We start from the raw sequence: 20,770 nt of genomic DNA on the forward strand, positions 1-20,770 counted from the left end.
TATTTTAAATATTAGGGGGCCTAATTATTTTTCAAAGGTTAATTATTATTTTGGTAACTATTGAATGGTATTCGGATTATGTGAATGATAAAAAGAACTAAATAGAAAAATAACTAAAAATTAAGGGGAGATGAGATTAAAATGTGTTTGCGCGTTTTATTAAATATAAAACGCGCCTGCATGCTTAAATACTAAAGCGAATTCCTGCAGCTCCTATATTATAGTATTGGGAACCTAATTCTACTAACCATGGACTTGTTGGGACGTGAGTTGGATATACAGTGGAGCCAAATGTAAAATCGCTATTGGAGACATATAGCCATCGATATTCAGCAAAAATATTTACATTTGGAGTTACATCAAAATTTAAACCAGCCTTCACTTGAGCAGCAAAAGTAGCGTCTTTATCGCCAGTATTTCCATTGTAATGATTGACACCTCCTTCTGGGGGAGCAACTTGGGTCGAATCAGCACCTGAGATGGATAAAACTGCGGCACCGATACCAGCACCGACATAAGGGTGTACTCTATTTACATTGGAAAGATCAAAGTTTGCTACGGCATTAGCAAGAAAAACTGCTGTATTCAAAGGATAAGAGACTAAAAAATCATGCTCAGGAAGACTTGCTGTCTCATTATTTATATCATGTCCAGTAAACGTGCTTTTTCCAACATAGTATCCTTCTAATTCAACTGCAGGAGTTATGCCTGATAGTGAATTAAATAAGTTTAATGATATTGATGACCATTGATAACCCACTTGTCCCCCAACAATCCCTACTCCACGGGTATCGGTATGACCAAATCCATTGATTGCCAAAGGTCCTATTCCAGCTTCTGGAAAAAAAGCGGTTCCATACTGCGCGATACTGACATTTGTAGATGCTCCTCCACCACCAAAAACACCCACATAGATTTTTCCTGGTGTGCTTAACGCAGTTACTGGCCCCATTGCACCAGCATGTGATTGAGAGGTCAATCCACAGAATAAACTCAGTAGTGACATTGAGTAACTTATACTCTTGCTTACTCCTTTTATTTTCATACAAAGCTCCATTTGATCTTTTATTAAGTGATTGTGTCTATAGGAATAATAGGTTCGATTAATCAATAATCAGCCTACTGTTCTTTTGAATTATTGTCAATTTGAAATATTTAGAAGTATCTTTTATAAAGATACAGAGTTGATCTAATAATTTCAATTGTATTTTTCTTTGGAAATCCATTAGTCAGAGAAGAAAATACCCAGACTCATTGATTGCATCAGTTATCACCTACAAGAAAATACATGGTCTGAAAGTTTTTGGTATTATTTGAGCGTTGTGTTCTATATTTAAATATATGGGAACAATATGCAGATCAATGTTGAGCTATTTATAAGAATGATGTTTATTCACGGAGAAAAGGTATGAATCGGATTCTGTTGTTAATCATTTTTATAGGATTCTTGTTAGCATGTACTCATCATGATGAATCAATTCATCCCGCGCACAAGGTAGCTAAGGGGTTTGGGGGAGGAGCTGGAGGTGGCTACGGAGGGCAAGGTGGTGGTCCTTGAGTTGGAATTTTAACTCTTAGTATAGGCATCAGATTTGTCTAAATGGTCTTTAACGTACAATGCCTCCTTGGGAATTCCAAGGGGACTAGTTTAAGTTCTCGCCAAATTACATTCCTTTGCTACTCAAAAAGGTCTTTATTATTCCTATTTATTCCGCAAGTTATTGCCATTTTTTGTCAAGATGTCTTGTTGCAATGGCACGTCGTTCCCAGAGGCATCTTCAACTTTTGGTTGTTGTTTAAAGAAACCTACTCGAGTCCGAGATTGCTCTGTAATATCTTGATTAGTTAATTGATAGAGTCCGGTAAATTCATCGAGCTTTGTGGCATGGCAACGATTTGAAAAATCGCTTTCATCCGGATTTAAACTTAATTTATCGTGAACCAGTTTGTGAAATGGGGAGTCTTGAGAATATTGAGGGCCATATTTATTAGAAAGATACTGCTCAAATTCTTGTATCTTTTCTTTAGGGATATTCAATGATAATAAAAGATCCTTAGTTTTAGCACTCAGTTCTTTATTATTAGTATGATAATAATCTTCAAAAGCAGCTTTTATTGATGGTTGGTTTTCTTTAGTGATTAGTGATTGGAAATGATCTCGTGCAAATTCTTTTATTTCCCCTAAAAGTATATGTTCAGTTAGAGTAGTATGAGTCATTAATGCTTCTTTAAATCGTATTGTTTTCTCTATATTCTTTATTGATTGCTCCATGAGTTTTTGACGATAAATAGAGACTAAATTACCCCCTGTTTTTATCGCCTCTACAACGCTTGAAGTAATTATTACCAAAAATTGTTTGAATTTTTTCAAAAAAGAGATGCCATGATCTGCTGATCTTAATTTTTTAATGAAGTTAGCATCATTAGGAAGAGATTTAGCCGTTAAAGCACGTTTCTCTATTGGAATGTCTTTATTAATTAATATTTGGTTGATTCTTCCGATGTAATCTTTTAAATCTTTATTTTTTTCAGGAAGTTTTAAACTAAATTTATGAAGTCGGTCATATGCTTCATAAACCAGTAAATAATCAGCAATATTATCTTTTTGAAACTGTTGAAGTGATTTAACCACCTCAGCAGGACATTCTTCCACAGACAAAAATTGAGCCTTATTTTTAGTGTAATGTTCTCGAACTAATTTCTCATATTCTTGAATGATAGGTTCTTTAATTGTTGTTTTAAAAAGATGATCTCGTAAAATGATTTCAAATTGTACATCCAACAAAGCACTTTTTGTTTTCTCAGCATCATTATCTTTAAGTAATTGAATTTGTTGTTTTAGAAAAGTGACTTTATCTTTTTTAACCCTAATGTTTAATAATATTTCGGGATTTGATGGGTCTTTCCTTAATTTGTCATCTAATTCTTTTATTTCATTTTGAGTTGTATTAAGAATAATATTTATATATCGTTCTTCATCAATAAGCGCTAATTTTTTACTGAAGGGCATATCCAATTCTAAAGCAACTGATAAGAAAAATTGATTCAAAGCAGCCATAGCTGGATTAACAAGGGTTCCTGGTTTTAAACATAAGTAATCTTCTTCTTGTGATAATTTGACAATTAATTCCTTATAACTATCTTCTTTTATTTGAGGAAAATCATTTTTAACCAAGACATTAACCATACTTGCGATTTCAGCCGTTTGAGCGCCAACTCGTTGAATCTGTTTTAACAAACCAAGTAAGGCTCGTCCCGTAGCGATATTCAAACCATAATAATTATCTAATATCTCCTTCATCCGAATCACTTCATTTTGCATTAACTTTTTATTGGCGAGTTCTTTTCTTGTATAAGCTCTAACAACTTCTGGTTGTTCTCCAAATACCTTTTTATATCGGGAGTTTAAATAAGCTCTTGCACGCTCTAATTCAGGCGATGCTAAATGAGCATACTTAATGCCAAGTTTTGCAGCTTTTTTCCCTGCAGGCTCATTAAGATCGACATTTACTGTATCTTCAGTAACTCCAGCATCACGAAATGCTTTTTGAATGTATTCTTTTCTTGGTGTATTTCTTTTTAATAAAACGTCATGTGCGTTCCACAGAACAAGTTTAAGATCAGCCCAATCTTCTTTATTGTAATCAAATGATTGAATTTTTTTACCAAAATCTACGACAGTGGAGACTAATGGACCATAACGCTCTACGAGTTCTGGAGTCAGGCTTTCCATTGCGACTTTTAATTGCCGCGCATTATCAACAATCTCTAGCAGAGCCTTTACTTGTGATACAAGCGAATCGCTCTTTTTCATTTGTTCAAAGTGGTGAAATGCCATTTCCAAAGAATATAATCCATTTTCGATTGCTTTAATTTGTCGCACCATAAGAGGATCATTTTCGTGGATTACGTGTACTTGTTCATTAGGTGCTTTTTTTAAATATTCTTGGAGTTGGGCAGAGAAGTAGTCTTTAGTAATAGTAGAGAAGTCCTCTCTTAAATTAGCAATTTCGGATGATACATTTAACTCTTGAATATAAGCGATATTACCACGCACTGAATAAAGAGATGACGCTGAAACTTCTTTTAGTTCACCAGGACCTACAATAGGTTTCTTGCTTTCATCTTCTATAAATTGTTTTCGTAATTGAAGAATATTTATATCTTGTGATGTATCGGTCTGAAGATCAAATGATTGAGATTTCACATGCTCCAGTGCATTATTGATAACATCAATTTTTAATTCATATGATTTTCTAGATTTTTTTAAATAAGCATCTACCAATGGTTCTAACTTCATTAAAGAATCTATGGTAATTTTAGGTTCTTTTTTCTCAAGTTTCGAAGTTTCAAGCAGATTTAAAAGGGCAGTAAACTCATTAGTTAAATCCAAATTAGTACTTGCCATAGTCGATTGGATATTCACAAAAGCAAGGCGTAATTGAGCAAGTTCTTCAGTAGGAATCTCTGAGATTGCTTTACCCATATGTTTTTTAAGTATTCCAAAAAAATCAATCGCGGCTTGTTGTTGCATTTCAATTTGGAACAACCCTAAAATATGTTCTGTTTGCATGGCCACTAACCCTTTCTTTCTGATTTTTCCCATATCAAAAGAAAGAGGAATTGGTTTTAATTTACTGTTTTGTTTTGCTTCAATGATTTCATTTATTTTGTCATTGATTTTATTCAACTCAAGAGCAATTGGTTTTGATAAAAGACCTGGAGTCAAATAGTGGCGAGTTTCAATTTTATCAAGCAGTATCATTAAAGCAGGATATCTCTCTTGCATCCACTCTTGGTAAAACTGTATCGTAGTTTCCTGTAAGTTAACTCCTTCTTTTTGAATTTTTCTTATTAAATCGATTATTCCAACAATTGAATTCAGTCCTTTAAATACATTGCCGAAAGAAACATTTTCTTCGATTACCAGTGAGTATAATGCATTAATATTATTGATACTTCTTTCACTAATTCTCAGTCGATCGACTGACTTTTCTACATTAAGATCCATTAAACTCGAAAGATTATTCATTAATGTTGGCAATTCTGTCATTAATTGAATAATTGAGGATGTCTGTTCCTTTTCAGTTTGAACAGAGTTAGTCCATTGACCAATAATACTGCCAATTTTTTTAGTCACCTCAAATGCATTAAATTGACTGTCCCAGCCATATTGCTTAATCAAGTTGTTCGCTTCTACAAAAATTGGTTTTATTAAATCATCATTCTCACGAACTAAATTCTGAACTTCTGATGAAGACTCAGCAATTAACGCGATTGATTTGTATACTTGGGATAAAGCAGCCACTCCTTGATGAGCCGCAGCAATTTTACCCAGTTGCGTACTCGTATCAATGCCATCCCAAGTTTTTAGAGCATTTTCAGCATGATACATACTATTAATTAATTTTTTTAGTGCAGCAATTTGAGGTGGCTCGTTTTCTATATTAATAAAAGGTTCACCACTTAGCTGAGGATTCAAATGTGATGCTAAAGGTGCAGATAAAGTTGTTTTGAGTCGTTGTAATAAACTCATCCGTGCTTCTGCGATTTTATTAGCGTAATTCAAGAGATCCTGAGACTTTTCTTTTTTGGGGCGTGTAACCACTTTTTCAAAGTCTTTAGGTTCTTCAGGGTTTTGTATCATTGTTACTTTAGGCTGCTCCGACAGAGTTGGGATTTCGCCTCCTTTTTTTAATTGTTCTAGCGAATTTAGATTAGAATCCATAGAACTCATGGCTGAAAATGACCTGCTATAGGCTAATAGCTGTTGTAATATTGGAGCAAGTGTTTTTTGGGTATTTGGTGAGAGTTCTTCAATACTACTTTTCAATTGAGCAGCAGCAGAGCCTATCGCAATAAAATAGGTTAATCGAATCATGACACCATAACTGAGATCCAATCCTTCAAAATCTCGGAGCGCATTTTCCAGCGCAGATAAACTCATTTCAACTTTCTTAATTTGTTTCACCAAGTCTGGATCATGCTCATTAATTCGATAAGGTAATTCTGTAAAAAAGGCTTGATATTCTGATGTAAGATGACGGTGGATCAGGGTATCTAGGCTAATTCTTGTGTCTCTAACCGTTCCTGACAGTTTCATATCTTGAATCGTAGTAAGTGTTCCACGTAAATTAACTAAATTCTTGGGTTGTACTGGTACAATTTCTCGGGGCACAACCTCTGGTGGAATAGGTTGTTTCATTAACTCATCCTTAATGAGAATGATACGTTGAGATACTTTTTTCTCAAGAGAAGGTTGTTCTTCTTTAACCTTTTTAGAAATCAGGTTGTCACGAGATTTTTCTGCAATCATGATCTTAAATTCTTCTGCAACAATTTGTCTTGACATGAATTGGGCAGTCGCTTTTTCTGTTCCTAATACATTATCAACCTCAGCACTTACAATATAATTCGCTACGTATCCTACAGCTTTTTTCCACCATGCTTTGGATTTTGGCTCGTACTTTTCTGGGCCAATTTTGTTTAGAGCTGTTGCTAATTGATTTTCAAGACTCAAGTCGGTATGTGCTAACGCCATTTGTATTTTGGGATACAGTTTTCGTAACAACACACGATCAGATTCTGGTATGATTTCCAGTGATTCCCCTTTATAGGTTTGTAAAATACGATAAAACTCGGTTGCGGCCGCTTGTTGCTTTTCAACAGCTACAAGAGATTGCACACTTTTAACTTGGATGCTATTAAATTGTTGTTCTCTAAGAGCTTGCAATGATTCAATGGATATAACTCGTTCGCTAATGCCAAAGGTGCTTGGTTCAGATAATAGTTGATTCGCTTGTTTGCTTAGACGCTCTACTTGAGAACATAACTCTACTGATAGGATGCCTGATTTTAGGTAGTTTTGTTGCTCTAGTTGATCAGTAAATAAAATTAATGAGGGTAAATAATGATTGGCCCAAGAAATATAGTTCTTCAAAGAGTTCTTAGTAAAATTAAAGCCATCCTCTTCAATGTTTTTAAACCAACTAAATAAATCTTGTATTGCTTTTGAATTTTCTAAATCAGTGAGATTTAACTTATTAATAAATGGGTTCTTGTCTAAATCATTTAACATCGAACGAATAAGTTCTATAGCTTTCTCCCTATCCTGTTCTGCCATTTCTTTGTCTTGAAGTGAAGAAACCAATTCGACTAATTTCGATATTTTCGTAAAAGCAGATATAAGAGGGTGTTCATTGTTCCATTGAGTGACATCTGGACCTAATAAATCCATGCCTTGCATGATCACTTTGGAGGCCTTGTTAGTCACATCCATTTCAATAAAATCTGGGGCCCAACCTGATTCTTTAATAATTTTATAAGACCGGGTATATAGGGGCTCAAGTAGATAATAGTTATCTGCAATTACTCTTCTTATTTCTGGAGATGCATCATCAAGCATCCCAATTGATTTATAAATTTGAATCAATGCCTGGATATACTTTTTTGCACCTAAGGCTTTTCCTAATACAGAACTTTTATCAATGCTTTCATAATGCTTAAACCCTTCTTCAGCATGGTAGAGACAGTTGATTACTTTTTTAATAGTGACTACTTGCGGAGGATCATCCCCAAAATCAACAAAGGGGATTCCTTTTTCTTGCTCAATAAGTTTTGTGACCAAAAGATCATCTAATTGATCTTTAAGCGTTTGTAGTAACAACTTCCTTACTTTATTAATTTGTTGTGATAATGGAACTTCCGCCAATTTATCGCCATTAGGCATAGTGATACTCCAATAGGTATACTATATAGTATAATTTATTTATGAGCATACATATTGAATATTAAATCAACATTAAGAATATAATATTTTCTACTTTCTATGATGAATATTTAATGGTATTGGATTTCAATGAGGAACCCATGAAAAAACTGCATACTTATCAGAATCTTTGTACTGAAGTATATGATTTAAGTAAACCTAACGCACCACAAGATGTATACTCATTCTACCGAAGCTATGTTGTAGAAGCTACAGGTCCCATTTTAGAACCTATGTGCGGGACGGGTCGATTTTTATTGCCTTTGGCTGAAGAAGGATTTGATGTTCATGGATTTGATGCAAGTCAGCCGATGTTAGAACGACTGCATGCAAAGGTACGTAGCAAAAATCTTAATCTTAAAGTCTGGCATGGTTTTATTGAAGATTTAAAGCAATCCGATAAATATTCTTTGATTTTTATACCCAGTGGTTCATTTGGTCTTATCACTGAAAAGGCAGATATCCAAAAAGCCTTAAAAACTATTTATGAGCACTTGGAAGATAAAGGGCTTTTTGTATTTGAAGTAGAAACACTGCATGCAGTTCCTAAAGAATTAGGTATTTGGAGAGGCACAAGATGGCCAAAAGAAGAGGGTACAATCATCCTGCTTAGCCAATTAGCGGTCCTCGATGAAGAGGTTTGTTACTCTATAGGTAAATATGAACTTGTGGAGAACAACCGTATAACTCAAACAGAGGTTGAAGAATATAAAATTCGTATTTATCAAGACCCTTCTTTTTTGTTCAATTTGCTTATGGGGGTTGGTTTTAGCAATGTCCGAATGGTTAAAGCCTTTGACCGCCTGACATCGCCTCATGAAACCGATGAAAGTATTGTTTTTGAATGCAGAAAATAATTGAATGAAAGCACAAGAAATATCGAAAGTTTTAATAATAACACACATGAATGTGGGGAGCCTTTAGAAAGCAAGAGGGAATCCCAAATCCTCTTTGTTAATGAACTTGATGAGGCAACAGAATTAAAACCTTAAACCAGGTACTCGAATCAATATCACTGAGCCTGGTGAAAGATAGATTTTGTAAATTATAACAGTAGAAAGGCAACACTCATTTTTAGTTGCATCATGTGCTAATGTTTAGAAAATCTTCCTGTTTGATAATAGCATATGTGAAAATGACGTCATTTATATAATAGAAGAGGGAATTTATACTTTATTAGGATTGATAGAGAATCGATGATTATTTAAACTAACAGCGTAAAATTTTACTCCTATGGAATTAAGTAATGAAGCAAAACTACTCAATCATTAAACAAATGACTAACCTTTCAGAACGTATTATTCCTATTTGTGATCCTCTTAATGCTCTGGGAATTCATACCTTTACCGTATTAATTAATTATATTGATGGAACTCAAGTTAATCTTTCTAATAAACCTACCTGGATTGATGATTATTACACGTTAGAACTTTATAATAGTAGTTTCTACGATAACAAACCCGATTTATTCCATTCTGGCTATAATTTATGGTCAGCAAGATCAAATTTGCCTGTTTTTCACTATGGTTTACAACGTTATGATAGTGGACAAGGAATAACAATTATTCATCGTCACCCCCACAATACCTCATTTTATTTTTTCTCTGGATCAAACCAAAATACACAACTATATAATTTTATTATTAATAATCTTATGTTTTTTGAACGTTTTATTCAGTATTTTTTACAACAAAGCAGCAATACCCTAAAAAAAGCGTACTCATTAAATTTGCAAAGACAGATTAGTGAAAAGAAATTAGTGGATATAAAAACGGTTACACATTCATTAAATGAATATCAAAATCTCTGCCAAATAAAACATAGTATCGAAGAAAAATTCGATTTTATCTCTAAATCAAATCTATCTCCCGAACTGTCCTTAAGTCCTCGCCAGAAACAAGTATTGTATTGGAGCATGCACGGAAAGAGTGCTAAAGAAACAGCCAAAATATTAGGAATATCTCCTAGAACTGTAGAGAGGCATTTTGAAATTTTAAGAGAAAAAACGAGTACTTCGAATAAACAAGAACTAACTTTTAAAACCGTTATAAAAACCACAGAAGAAGATTGGTTATTACAATAAATGCTTTTATTTGGTTCAAGATGAATTTATAATGCGCTAAACTATTGGTGTTGGAATAAAAATGGCTAAACTTGAACAACTTCTAGCTAAAACAGAAATAAATCTTGAGCAGTTGGACTCTTTAATACAACCATTCAAAACTTCCAATTCTGATTCACAATACCTACTTGAGGTGGTTGAAAGTCTCATCAGAAATCATAAAAGACTTGTAAAACAAAGCTCCTCAACTACAAATATTAAATTAATGGTTCGTGATGTTGAGTTTTCTTTACGTCAAGGTGCTTTATTACATAACTATCTTTCAGATAGCAACCAACATTTTTTGGAGAACATGCGTTCTTGTGATCAAGCCATTACCTTGCTCACGGACCTAGAAAAAAAATATAATAAAATATTACACCTATTAAAGCGGGATAAGGGTAAGGAGGAATCTAATTCATTACAACCAAAACCATCAACCGCCTGGACAACTCAAGGCATTCTTAGTGATGAACTTTTATATCCTTTGTTTCAGCAAACTTTATACAATGTACGAAATATAGCTTTAAAGACAGAATGTTTACCTCCTAAAGTATTTATTAGTTACGCATGGCCTTTGCCAGAGCATAAAAATGAAAATTGGGTTAAATACTATATCAAGCAGTTGGTAGAGGATTTAAAATCTGCCGGGGTTATGGTTTATCTTGATGAAGCCGATAGTAGATATGGTTATCCTCTTCAAGACCACATTAATCGTATTAAAGAAAGTGATACGGTGATTCTCATTGGCACACCCTCTTTAAAAGCAAAATATGAAACTCCTGCAAATTTTCATATGGTAAATGATGAGTTCACCGAAATAATTCACCAATCCAAACGATTAAAAATTATTCCGCTACTCTTAGAAGGCACTTATGAAAGCTCTTTTCCTCGAGCTATTACACGTAATCGCTCTATTGAAGATTGGAGCAATGGTGACTATATTAATCACTTTATGTTACTTCTCCAGCATCTTTACAGGCTACCGAATCATCTCTATGAACCGATATGGAGGCCCGTGCTAAAAGCTTATATAAAAAATAATGAGGAGTATTTATTACTCCAAACACAATCGACAGTTATTAATAGCACAACGCTTAAACAATCAAACAACTTACCTCGTTGGGGCTTATTTAATTTCTTGGCAAGTACTCCAGTAACGGAGGAGCAAGCACCGTATTTAAATTATACAGGTTAGAACTTTATCTTGCCCTTCATGAGAAGGGCAAAAAAACTACCTCTGTAGTGAGGCAACTTTTCTTCTATATCAATATCTATTGCATTCGCGACCATAGACGGCTAAAACAAATTTACATACTGAAACTTGGTTTGGATTCCCGTTCCTCAATAAATTCATTAAAACCTGCTCTTATTAAATTTTCGAGACTTAATTTATAATGCTCCATCGTCTTGGCAAAATTAACAAATTCGATAAATTCTTTATGTTGTAGTAAGAATTGTACTGCACGTCTTTCTTTGTCATTTTGGCAATATTTATCATATTTATCCATTTCAATCTCGCCCTTATAGAGACGATAAGTATCCGTAGCGATGGCAAAATGCTTAACGATTGAAAAAATGGTTTCGTATAACTCATGGTCTTTAGGTATCGATTTAAATAATAAATAAGCTTTTTTTCTATATTCACTTTCTTTGGGAGTCCGTGGTGTAAAAAAAGAAGACCTTTTAGCATAGTAATCCAAAGCTCTTTCATATTGTGTTGGACAATTGTCAAAGATTTCTAATTCTCCGTTTGATTTGGTGTTGATGATTTTATTTTTCAGGGTAGACTCTTCTTTTATAGATTTGATTGAAAATTGATTCGGTTTATATTTATCAATAAGATGACATTTAATTTTACTGATCATATCTGTTAATTTTTCAGCTGCGGTAATATTAAACTCACTATCATCATAGAAATGAATTTCATGATTTTGATAGTTAATACTGTGGTTCTTTTTTAGATAATCCAGAATATGTCTAATTTGAGTATTTTTACCCTCCGACGTTAGTATTTCAACTGAGGAATTATAATTTTCAGGTTGAACTGTTGAAATCAATAACGGAATTGTTTCCTTGTCAACGGTATAAACAGATAACCTATCATTTTCATAATCAATAGTGTTTTGTAATGTTAATTTTTTGTTTAATATCTTTTCGATATAAGATTTCACATACTCCTGGTTATCATGGTAAGTAGCAATTGCAGATACATTCTCTTTATCATGCAAAAAAAACTCATCAATACCTATTTTTATGTTGTTGTCTGAATGAAACAAACTTGGTGTTTGAAAAGTATGATGTTTCGTTATTGTTTGGTCGAAATCAAAAACTCTAATATACATTAATAAGGCTCTCTCTATTAAACTGAAATATCCCATCAAAACATTCTTCTTTTGCTAGTCTCAAAATAGAATGTTTCCTTTTTTATGATTGATACAATATCAAGCATAGTGTGCCAATAATGAATAAATTCCACCTTTAAAACAATTCAGTAAAATTACCCAGTTATGCCAAAGAGAAGATGAGGAACAAGGATTTACTCATTTAAATTATTAGATTTATGAACCTCGTGAAAAGAATCCCTAACAAGCAGTTTTTCTCTTAATTGACTTTAGAGGCACAGGCCGATTAGTTATCGATAAAACCAAGGAACTTCGAGCCTATTAGATAATCATGATTTGGGAAAGATTAGGTAGTTTTTTAGTACCTTACTCATTCTAAATACTTTTTATGAGCATTGATAGAATAGTTTTTATTCAGGCGTCAAAAGCGACAGGAAAAATCCAGCATCTTCAAGTCTGATGGGTATATACTAAAGAGTACTGGTTAAGCTCTTTTGGAAAAAGAAATGCTAAACATTATTTTAGGATTTTTACCTTGGGTTTTATATTTTATTTTATTAGGCTATAACCAATATATTTTAGCGATTAGTACGGCATTAGTAGTTACTGTTCTTTTAAGTTTTAATGAATTAAAAAAAGGTTTTATATTAACTTGGGGTACCTTTCTATTTTTTCTATTGTTGTTGGGAGTAACACTTTTTACTTCCTTGGACTGGCTAACTCTGCATGCTGATTTAATAGCTAGTTATGCTTTGGCAAGTATTGCTGGGTTTTCTTTATTGATTAATAAACCATTTACATTGCAATACGCACGAGAACAAGTACCTAAAGAGTTTTGGGAAAGCAAAATTTTTATTCGAATCAATCAATGGATTACTGGCGTTTGGACTGCTAGTTTTTTGATAAACGCTTGTATTGATAGTTTACAACTCTATACAGCATTTAATCCCTGGTTTTATCAAACTATTTCCTATCTGCCGGTCGTGTTTGCTGTTTGGTTTACTCAAAAGTTTCCTGATTGGTATAAAGAGAAAAAAAGTCGTCAACTCATTGAACAATCCGAATTAGCTCAAAAAAACAATCCCTTTTTACAACACAATTTTGCTCCAGTTACTCAGGAATTAGAGGTAAGCCATTTGTCTGTTACTGGCCTCTTGCCCAAAGACTTACTGGGAATTTATGTACGTAACGGGCCTAATCCTCTTTTTCCTCCTTTCAGCTATACCTATCCTTTCGATGGAGATGGAATGTTGCATGCTCTTTATTTTAAAGAGGGTCAAGTGACTTATAAAAATCGCTTCGTTAATACGACACAATTACAAGTAGAACGCCGCTTCGGAAAAGCAATATATGGTGGCGTGGAGTTGCCCTTTATTCGTGATGCAAAATTGTTAAAACCGACAGATCCTTCAATACCTGTTAAAATTGGCCGTTTTATTCATGTTATTCGTCATGCTGATCGTTATTTAGCGTTACATGAAGCGACGTCCGCTTATGAAATTGATGCGCAATTAAATACCCTTGGGGAGTGGAATCCCAGCAACGCTGCTGAAGCCATTGCATTAAATGCCCACACGCGCTTGGATCCACAAACCGGTGAATTATTTACTATAGCCTATGGTAGCGAATCTATCATTACTTACCATGTATTTAATAAAAAAGGTAAATTGACGAAACAAGGTATCATTAATGTACAACACAATTATATGGTTCATGACTTTGTCATTACTCATCATTATGTTGTTATTTTTCTATGCCCGGTTATGGTTGATTTTATGGCTAAAATGAAGGGAAAACATTTTGCTACCTGGGAACCTCAATTTCCAACGCGAATCGCAGTTTTATCTCGTGCTCATTTGGATCAGGAGATCATTTGGATCAATTCGGAAGCTTTTTTTTGCTTCCACTTTGCCAATGCTTACGAAGATAAACAAGAAATAATCGTCGACTATGTTCGTTATCCTGATTTTATGATGGCCACCGCTGATTTAAAACCCGCTTTTTTATACCGAACGACGCTTAATTTCCTGCAAAAAACCGCTCATCATCAACAACTTGATGATCGAAATGTTGAGTTTCCGCGCATTAATGATCATTATACAGGAAATCAACATCGCTATATTTATACTCCTGCTTGTTTCCATTCAGCTGCCGCTAGCAGTGATATTTATCATGCGTTGATAAAATATGATTTAAACACTAATAGTTCAATTGTTCATGATTTTGGCCAGGATATTGAAATTGGTGAGGCAGTTTATGTTCCCGCCAATCAAGCCAAACAAGAAGATGAGGGTTACTTAATGTTATTTACCTATCACAAAACAACTAAGGAGAGCCTATTTGTTATTTTAGATGCGCAAAATTTTGCCGCCAGCCCGCTTGCGATAATTAAATTACCTCAACGAGTCCCCCATGGGTTACACGGTTCATGGTTTCCGGGTGCTTGGTAAAGACGTATATAAATGATGAATAATTAAGATGTTTTCTACAAAAATGGTGATAATGAGGTCCTTTTTCTTTTTAAATTCCAAGGTGGTTGATTCATGAATAAGACCTTCTAAATTTAGTATTGAATACAATAATCACTCAATAATCTTTCCAACGACAAATTCGCATATTCAAGAAAAAATTATACTCTAGGTCCGTTCTGGCTGAGGAGATGCTTAAGGCATCGTCTCGAAGCCTTAGCACGAAATTAAAATCCATACAAGGCTTCGAGACAGCATAAATGCCTCCTAAGCCCGAACGGAACTAGGTATACTCTGGATCTCATAAAATCCTTATCCATAACTTACCGTTAATGTCCAACGTTGGTTATTTAATACCTATGTAGACTGCACTTTCTTGAGGAGTTTTATAGAGCTCAAAATCAGCGAGATAGGTTCGTTGGTATTTTGGTTTTTTATTAAAATAGTCCCAAATAGTTTCCCAGGCATTAATGATTGCCGAAGGATGCGACTCTTCTGATTATTTTTTTGAAAAAAAGCGGATTCGATGACCATCTGGATCAGAGGTTACAAAGGTGTAACCAAAATCCATGTGAGTGGGTGGTTGTATCATCAGAAAGTCCTTATTTTTATAATTTCCCCAAATTTCATCAATGGCTTGCTCATCAGCTACCTGAAGGGCAATCTCGCTACCTCCGCCAGACGTAGTTGGGTTGGGTTTTGCCGAGTGTTGAGACCACAAACCCAATCGTAAGCCAGCTTTTAATAAAAACATGACATAATTAGGTTCAGTATGGATGGGTTGGACATTGAGCAGCTCTGAGTAAAAATGAGCACTGTTTTCTATATTACTCACATAAAATAGAACTAAATTGGGATCGAATGTCATGATTTCTCCTGTTTTATATTTCTTTAATCTGTTGACGAATATAAAACAGACTTATGACAGTTTTTGTCAGTATTTTATAAAACCCTGTCAAAAACCACTAGTTTGTGGCGCATACGTTTGCCTGGATGAATTGGCGAAGACGATTTTCAAAAAAATATAAGAGAAAAACTCTCCGCATTCTGAAGTAAAGTTAGATATTGTTTGGGATATCGTGCGATTATGTACCTATATTATACAGAAATCGGCCCCTGGTCGCATTTGGCCGTTTCTGTAACTTAACCGCATAAGGCGCAGTACGTGGCAATGGGAGTCAAGGATCAACAACTCCTTATTTTATATGGAAGGACCCTTATTTTGTATTTTTATCCATTGTGCATCTGCTTTTTTGATGTTACCAGGAATATCTTTTACCCAAATGCCTTGGATTTGTTGATTCAAATTAAGATAGAGTTTGTTATTTACTATTTTCCATGCTAGCGGATCACTAATCACTTTATGGCCGACAGAGACTCCATATGCACAATATCCTCCATAGGCAGGTAGATATTTTTCAGGATTTGCTGCAAAAGTTTTTTGGTTTTCTGCAGTTGCAAAGATGTAAGCAACACCTTGATAAAACGCAACATGATTGCCATTTCCTCGTACGGGCCCACTTTTTTGTTGATAGGATACGAGATCATAACCTTGATTACCCACCAAACTAATTGAATTGCTCGCTGCAGATATGGAGGATTGAAGTAATAGAAAAAGGGTTATAAAGAATAAAGAGTAAAGACGTGAAGGTAAGATGTTCATGTTGATAGCTCCATGTTATACATATTTTTATTTTCCCGCTTTAAAAATCATTATAATCCATAGCAAGAATTAATGATTTTTTCCTGTGGGCTTCTGAGAATAGGGATGGTTCAGATAGATTTTTCTCACACCACCGGATAGCAGTAGTGAGCGTTATAGAGTCTTTGCTTTTATAAAAAGCCCATTGCGCATGTTCCAGCAATAAGCTTGCAGCAAAGGTTTGTGTTAAAGAATAAGCAAGCTGACGCGCACCTGTTTGTTGTTCCTCATTGTTTATCTGCGGCGAGTGGATGTAATTTTGTAGCTTTTGTGCAACATTTTGGACTTTTACTTTAGACTGAATGAGATCTTGGAGCTTGATTTGGTGCAATCGTTGTTGTACATCCTCAAGAAATGCTACTGCTGCATTTTCTTTATGAATCGCTCGTAAGGCATCTAAACTTAGAATATTTGTTGTACCTTCCCATATAGATAATACTTGAGCATTTCGTAGTAATTGTGGCAATCCTGTATCTTCAATATATCCAGCTCCACCAAAGGATTCTAATGCTTCACTAACTAGTGCGATTGCTTGTTTTGCTGAATAGAGTTTTACAAGAGGTGTTAATAATCTTAATACGGCTCGTTCCGCCGGTGTTGCTTCACCTGATTCATCTTTTCCTAAAAGTTCAATGGCATGAAAAACAAGATGAAAGGCTGCGGTAAATTCTATTTGCATATTTGCTAAAGTTTCTAGGTGTAGCCCATGCTTTGATAAGGTATGTCCAAATGCGACGCGTTTTGTGGCATAATCACGGGCAAGTGCAATGGCGCGGCGCATATAGCCTACAGCGCAACATGCATTATAGATCCGCGTGATATTAAATAAAGAAGAGATTTTCTTTACTCCATCACCAGCGCCTCCGATCAATAATGCGGGCGTATTTTTTAATGTAAGTTCCGCTGTAGGTAGGGCGCGTGTACCTAATTTATCCTTTAAGCGATTAATACGTATGCCATTGAGTTTACCCATTTGATCGCGAAGTTCGAGATAAAAAAGACTTAGTCCTTTACTGCCTTCAGGAGCACCTTCGATGCGTGCAAGAGTCATAGCGATTTGTGATGTTGTTGCCGAAGTGAACCATTTGTCGCCATTAAGAAGAAAGTAAGTACCATCAGGTTTAGCAATAGTTGAAGTACCACTGACATCCGAACCTCCTGTGCGTTCCGTCATCCATTGTCCAGAAGTCCAAAATTGATTCGGGTCAGAAGTAATCAGATGAGGAAGTACGCGCTGTTTTAGTGATTCATCGGCATAAAGTTCCAATGCTCGAGCGGCGCCATCCGTCATTGCAAGAGGGCATGTATAAATGGCTGAAGAGGGGTGAAATAAATATAATTTTGCAAATTGATGAATGCGAGAGAAGGCACCATTCCGACGCTCATAGCCAATAGCAATTAATTTTTCTTCAGCCGAAATTTTGTCGAGCTCTTTCCATGCTCGAGATACTTCAATATGGTCGATACGCTTACCCCATGGATCATAGGGTATATGTTTTGGTGGAAATGCTTCTGCTTCTTGGCCCAATTGATAGATATCTTCAATGACCCGTTGACCTAAATGATGCAATTCAGGTTGAATCTCAGTAAGCATGCACGATGGAAGTTTCCACTCAAGATAAGCCTTTAATATTCGATCGTCATCGTATTGATTGCCAAGACAAGGCGGAGTTTGAAAAAAATCACTCATGGATCGCTTCCTTATGATTTTTAGTGGCTTCCTATCTTAGCTGGATTAGAAATAGTGGGCAACTAAGAAAATTTCACTTATTTTCAACAATAAAGAAAATACCTAGGGTGAGATTGATTGACAATTAAGAGAAGACTAACGTTATAATAACGCATTTTTTGGACCTCAAAATTAATATAATTGCAGCTTTGTTGAGAATAAGTAGTCAAGTTACACTATAGAATTATCTAATTAAGGTTTTTTTAGGATGAAGCAAAGATCACATAACCTTTTAACTTGGGTGCCCCATCTTTTTTTGTTTTATAAAGAAAAAGTATTTCGAAAATTATTGCCGATCTCAATCATTATTATTCTCTATGCTGTATTCATTGCTTATTTTTTTGAAAGTGCAACTCGCTATAATTTAGGTCAGTTTCATCTTATTTTTAGCTTTATTCTAACTATTATTATTAGTTTTAGAGTCAATACCAGTTATGCACGTTGGTGGGAAGGGCGAGTTTTATGGGGATCTATTGTAAATAATTGCCGTAATTTGGGTTTAAAGTTTGATGCATTTGTGGGGTTGAATCAATATCCGGATTTTTATTTATTACTCCAGAAGCTTCCTGTGGTTATTAAATCACATTTACGAAAAGAAAATAGTGGCATTCAAACAGAATTACTTTCTTTATGTATTCATGAGTTTGAAGGCAAACATCCTGTTCTTTTGATCACAAAACGCATGTATCGTATTCTTAATGAGTTGCGTCAAGAAAATAAGCTGCATCTGGAACAATATCTGGCTTTAGATGTTCATCTTGCGAACCTTATGGATATGGTAGGGGGCTGTGAGCGTATTGCTAATACTCATGTGCCTCCCGCTTTTGCTTTTTTTGTGAAACAAGCGTTGCTTTTTTACGCGCTTATGTTTCCTTTTGGTTGGATTGACACTTTTGGCTTTTTTATTATTCCAATGATGGTTATGATTGTTTACATTTTACTGGGCCTAGAAATCTTATCTGAAGAATTAGAAGATCCTTTTGGCAAAGATGATAATGATTTACCGCTTAATGCGATTGCTAAAAATATTGTGCGGAATGTAGAACAAATTGCTGAGATCGACGCGCATTGAGCACTTATGCTCTGTATCGAGTATAGGTTAAGGTAAGTTATTGAATTTTTGCTTGAAAAGCAAAGATACATGGGGTAATTTTTATGGAAATGATTGTCCCTAAATGAACCCAACTTAATACCTGAAGATTTTCCCTGGAGCTAGTATGTTTATCCGCAGGAGCAGGCTTCATCTATTATCTGGGAGATATCAGCACATCCATCATTGAGATAAGGAGGGTTAAATGATAAGTAATAACACGTTAGAGCATGAGCATTGCCATATACATCCTAACAAATGTATCTCTTGGACCGCTATTTTTGTAGGTGCATTAATAGCCCTTGGGCTTGGTCTATTGTTTGGTCTTTTAGGTGCAGTTATAGGATTAAATTCTTTGAAGACTGTAAATAGTGGTTCAATTGTATTCTCGCTTGGTGGAATGCTAGGAGTAATCGTTTGTGTTATTGTGGCTACAGCTATAAGTGGTTACATAACAGGTTATCTAGGCCGTTTGCATTGTTCCAAACACCATCATTTAGGTATTGTGTATGGCTTTATTACATGGGTTTCTTCTTTGATCTTAGGCGCTATATTACTAGGGATTTTAAGTCAAAACGTAGTAGCTTATTCAAATATTGCTCGTACTGTGGTGGCAATTCCAGTGCCCATTACACAAATTACGACCCCAGTTGGCTCGACTAAGATTTCTTCTTCAACAGAAAATGGGGAAAAAGTCACTGTTGTGGAGGTTAATGTGACTCCTGCGGATCTTGCTTCAGGTGCTTTTTTAGCCTTCTTGTTATTTTTTCTTGGAGCAATGTTTAGTTGTCTTGGTGCTCATTGGGGAATGCGTTGTCATAGAAATAAGGATAAGTAAACGATTATGCCTACATCAGAAACGATGTAGGCATAATTTGCTGCAGCTTAGTCTTTGTTTCTAATTTGCTAAAGATGAGACAAGTCCCTTGATTTCCTGGTAACGACGCAGCAGCATGTAAGGCTTCTGAAATGTCATTTTCGCGCAAAATGCGCCTTTCGGGGCATGAGGCGTGAACGCTTATCACGGAAAATCAAGGTATGAATGACTAAGAGGGCCGAATTATAAGCTGGCTCTAATAATTGCAATTAAAATCATAAGGAAATACTACAGAAACACTATTTTCTGGGCCATTTAAAACAACGGGACCTGCTTTTAAAACACATTGGCCAATAACAGGAGCTTGCAACCAGCTATTTACTGGAGTTGTATATAGCGTAGCGCTTATAGTTAAGGGCTCTGAAATGCAAGGTAGTTTTTCAATATATTGTGGGGCACTTCCGCCGCTTAGTGTAATTGATTTACTCAACCCTAATTGATTTGTTACATTAAATGCAACATTTTGGTCAAAAGTTACTGGCGGTGTTGAAACGGCCACTTGAACCTTACAGCTTATATCTGTGCTAGCATATGCAGGAAGAAAGGCCGAAAAACTCATTATGGAAAAAGTAGTAAAAATCACCTTTTTTAACATAAAAAACTCCTAGATTAGTGGTTCAATTTTTTGTTAACGGAATTCATTGTAAAAGGATAAATAGAGTATCTTGTAATAGGAAAAAAATCCATCAA

Annotated in this window: 14 protein-coding genes; 7 read left to right on the forward strand and 7 right to left on the reverse strand. The window is 35.1% G+C overall.

The features are described from left to right. Positions 1-184 precede the first annotated feature (184 nt). On the reverse strand, positions 185-1,045 hold the full coding sequence (locus DYH34_RS05465; RefSeq protein WP_058465388.1) for an outer membrane protein: 861 nt from the start codon (positions 1,043-1,045) through the stop codon (positions 185-187). A 363-nt stretch (positions 1,046-1,408) separates the two neighbouring features. Here DYH34_RS05465 and DYH34_RS17970 point away from each other — a divergent pair, with 363 nt between their 5' ends. Continuing rightward, positions 1,409-1,558, forward strand: coding sequence for a hypothetical protein (locus DYH34_RS17970; RefSeq protein WP_157061460.1), 150 nt, complete (start codon positions 1,409-1,411; stop codon positions 1,556-1,558). A 144-nt stretch (positions 1,559-1,702) separates the two neighbouring features. Here the strand turns inward: DYH34_RS17970 and DYH34_RS05470 are convergent, their stop codons facing one another. After that, complete coding sequence (locus DYH34_RS05470; protein WP_058465387.1) at positions 1,703-7,729, reverse strand: hypothetical protein; 6,027 nt, start codon at positions 7,727-7,729, stop codon at positions 1,703-1,705. A 140-nt stretch (positions 7,730-7,869) separates the two neighbouring features. Here DYH34_RS05470 and DYH34_RS05475 point away from each other — a divergent pair, with 140 nt between their 5' ends. The 3 genes from DYH34_RS05475 to DYH34_RS05485 all read left to right on the forward strand — a co-directional run bounded on the left by DYH34_RS05475 (position 7,870) and on the right by DYH34_RS05485 (position 11,067). Continuing rightward, positions 7,870-8,625, forward strand: coding sequence for a class I SAM-dependent DNA methyltransferase (locus DYH34_RS05475; protein WP_058465507.1), 756 nt, complete (start codon positions 7,870-7,872; stop codon positions 8,623-8,625). Between the two features lie 389 nt (positions 8,626-9,014). After that, positions 9,015-9,851 carry a helix-turn-helix transcriptional regulator gene (locus DYH34_RS05480; protein WP_058465386.1) on the forward strand — a complete coding sequence of 279 codons (837 nt, stop codon included), beginning with the start codon at positions 9,015-9,017 and terminating at the stop codon, positions 9,849-9,851. Positions 9,852-9,912: 61 nt separating this feature from the next. After that, positions 9,913-11,067: a toll/interleukin-1 receptor domain-containing protein gene (locus DYH34_RS05485; protein ID WP_058465385.1), complete on the forward strand. Its 1,155-nt coding sequence runs from the start codon at positions 9,913-9,915 to the stop codon at positions 11,065-11,067. Positions 11,068-11,179: 112 nt separating this feature from the next. Here the strand turns inward: DYH34_RS05485 and DYH34_RS05490 are convergent, their stop codons facing one another. Continuing rightward, a complete protein-coding gene (locus DYH34_RS05490) occupies positions 11,180-12,250 on the reverse strand; it encodes a hypothetical protein (RefSeq protein ID WP_058465384.1) in 1,071 nt (356 codons plus the stop codon). A 470-nt stretch (positions 12,251-12,720) separates the two neighbouring features. Here DYH34_RS05490 and DYH34_RS05495 point away from each other — a divergent pair, with 470 nt between their 5' ends. Continuing rightward, complete coding sequence (locus DYH34_RS05495; RefSeq protein ID WP_058465383.1) at positions 12,721-14,664, forward strand: carotenoid oxygenase family protein; 1,944 nt, start codon at positions 12,721-12,723, stop codon at positions 14,662-14,664. 517 nt (positions 14,665-15,181) lie between these two features. Here DYH34_RS05495 and DYH34_RS05505 read toward each other — a convergent pair. The 3 genes from DYH34_RS05505 to DYH34_RS05515 all read right to left on the reverse strand — a co-directional run bounded on the left by DYH34_RS05505 (position 15,182) and on the right by DYH34_RS05515 (position 18,074). After that, positions 15,182-15,550 (reverse strand): VOC family protein, encoded by a 369-nt coding sequence (locus tag DYH34_RS05505; protein WP_058465382.1) that lies wholly within the window; start codon positions 15,548-15,550, stop codon positions 15,182-15,184. 333 nt (positions 15,551-15,883) lie between these two features. Beyond that, positions 15,884-16,345: a YHS domain-containing (seleno)protein gene (locus DYH34_RS05510; RefSeq protein WP_058465381.1), complete on the reverse strand. Its 462-nt coding sequence runs from the start codon at positions 16,343-16,345 to the stop codon at positions 15,884-15,886. A gap of 40 nt (positions 16,346-16,385) precedes the next feature. Next, on the reverse strand, positions 16,386-18,074 hold the full coding sequence (locus DYH34_RS05515) for an acyl-CoA dehydrogenase family protein (RefSeq protein WP_058465380.1): 1,689 nt from the start codon (positions 18,072-18,074) through the stop codon (positions 16,386-16,388). Positions 18,075-18,321: 247 nt separating this feature from the next. On the opposite strand from DYH34_RS05515, the gene DYH34_RS05520 reads away from it, so the two are divergent. After that, positions 18,322-19,185, forward strand: coding sequence for a bestrophin family protein (locus DYH34_RS05520; RefSeq protein WP_058465379.1), 864 nt, complete (start codon positions 18,322-18,324; stop codon positions 19,183-19,185). 223 nt (positions 19,186-19,408) lie between these two features. After that, on the forward strand, positions 19,409-20,041 hold the full coding sequence (locus DYH34_RS05525) for a hypothetical protein (RefSeq protein WP_058465378.1): 633 nt from the start codon (positions 19,409-19,411) through the stop codon (positions 20,039-20,041). Positions 20,042-20,276: 235 nt separating this feature from the next. On the opposite strand, the gene DYH34_RS05530 is transcribed toward DYH34_RS05525, so the two are convergent. Further along, on the reverse strand, positions 20,277-20,675 hold the full coding sequence (locus DYH34_RS05530) for a hypothetical protein (protein WP_058465377.1): 399 nt from the start codon (positions 20,673-20,675) through the stop codon (positions 20,277-20,279). Positions 20,676-20,770: the final 95 nt, after the last annotated feature.

It is taken from the genome of Legionella cincinnatiensis, from assembly GCF_900452415.1.
GTDB classification, from domain to species: domain Bacteria; phylum Pseudomonadota; class Gammaproteobacteria; order Legionellales; family Legionellaceae; genus Legionella; species Legionella cincinnatiensis.

Coding starts and splice junctions, on each gene's coding strand:
- DYH34_RS05525 (WP_058465378.1), top strand. CDS start 19,409: ATGATAAGTAATAACACGTTAGAGCATGAGCATTGCCATATACATCCT.
- DYH34_RS05470 (WP_058465387.1), bottom strand. CDS start 7,729: ATGCCTAATGGCGATAAATTGGCGGAAGTTCCATTATCACAACAAATT.
- DYH34_RS05485 (WP_058465385.1), top strand. CDS start 9,913: ATGGCTAAACTTGAACAACTTCTAGCTAAAACAGAAATAAATCTTGAG.
- DYH34_RS05465 (WP_058465388.1), bottom strand. CDS start 1,045: ATGAAAATAAAAGGAGTAAGCAAGAGTATAAGTTACTCAATGTCACTA.
- DYH34_RS05495 (WP_058465383.1), top strand. CDS start 12,721: ATGCTAAACATTATTTTAGGATTTTTACCTTGGGTTTTATATTTTATT.
- DYH34_RS05520 (WP_058465379.1), top strand. CDS start 18,322: ATGAAGCAAAGATCACATAACCTTTTAACTTGGGTGCCCCATCTTTTT.
- DYH34_RS05505 (WP_058465382.1), bottom strand. CDS start 15,550: ATGACATTCGATCCCAATTTAGTTCTATTTTATGTGAGTAATATAGAA.
- DYH34_RS05480 (WP_058465386.1), top strand. CDS start 9,015: ATGAAGCAAAACTACTCAATCATTAAACAAATGACTAACCTTTCAGAA.
- DYH34_RS05475 (WP_058465507.1), top strand. CDS start 7,870: ATGAAAAAACTGCATACTTATCAGAATCTTTGTACTGAAGTATATGAT.
- DYH34_RS05515 (WP_058465380.1), bottom strand. CDS start 18,074: ATGAGTGATTTTTTTCAAACTCCGCCTTGTCTTGGCAATCAATACGAT.
- DYH34_RS05510 (WP_058465381.1), bottom strand. CDS start 16,345: ATGAACATCTTACCTTCACGTCTTTACTCTTTATTCTTTATAACCCTT.
- DYH34_RS17970 (WP_157061460.1), top strand. CDS start 1,409: ATGAATCGGATTCTGTTGTTAATCATTTTTATAGGATTCTTGTTAGCA.
- DYH34_RS05490 (WP_058465384.1), bottom strand. CDS start 12,250: ATGGGATATTTCAGTTTAATAGAGAGAGCCTTATTAATGTATATTAGA.
- DYH34_RS05530 (WP_058465377.1), bottom strand. CDS start 20,675: ATGTTAAAAAAGGTGATTTTTACTACTTTTTCCATAATGAGTTTTTCG.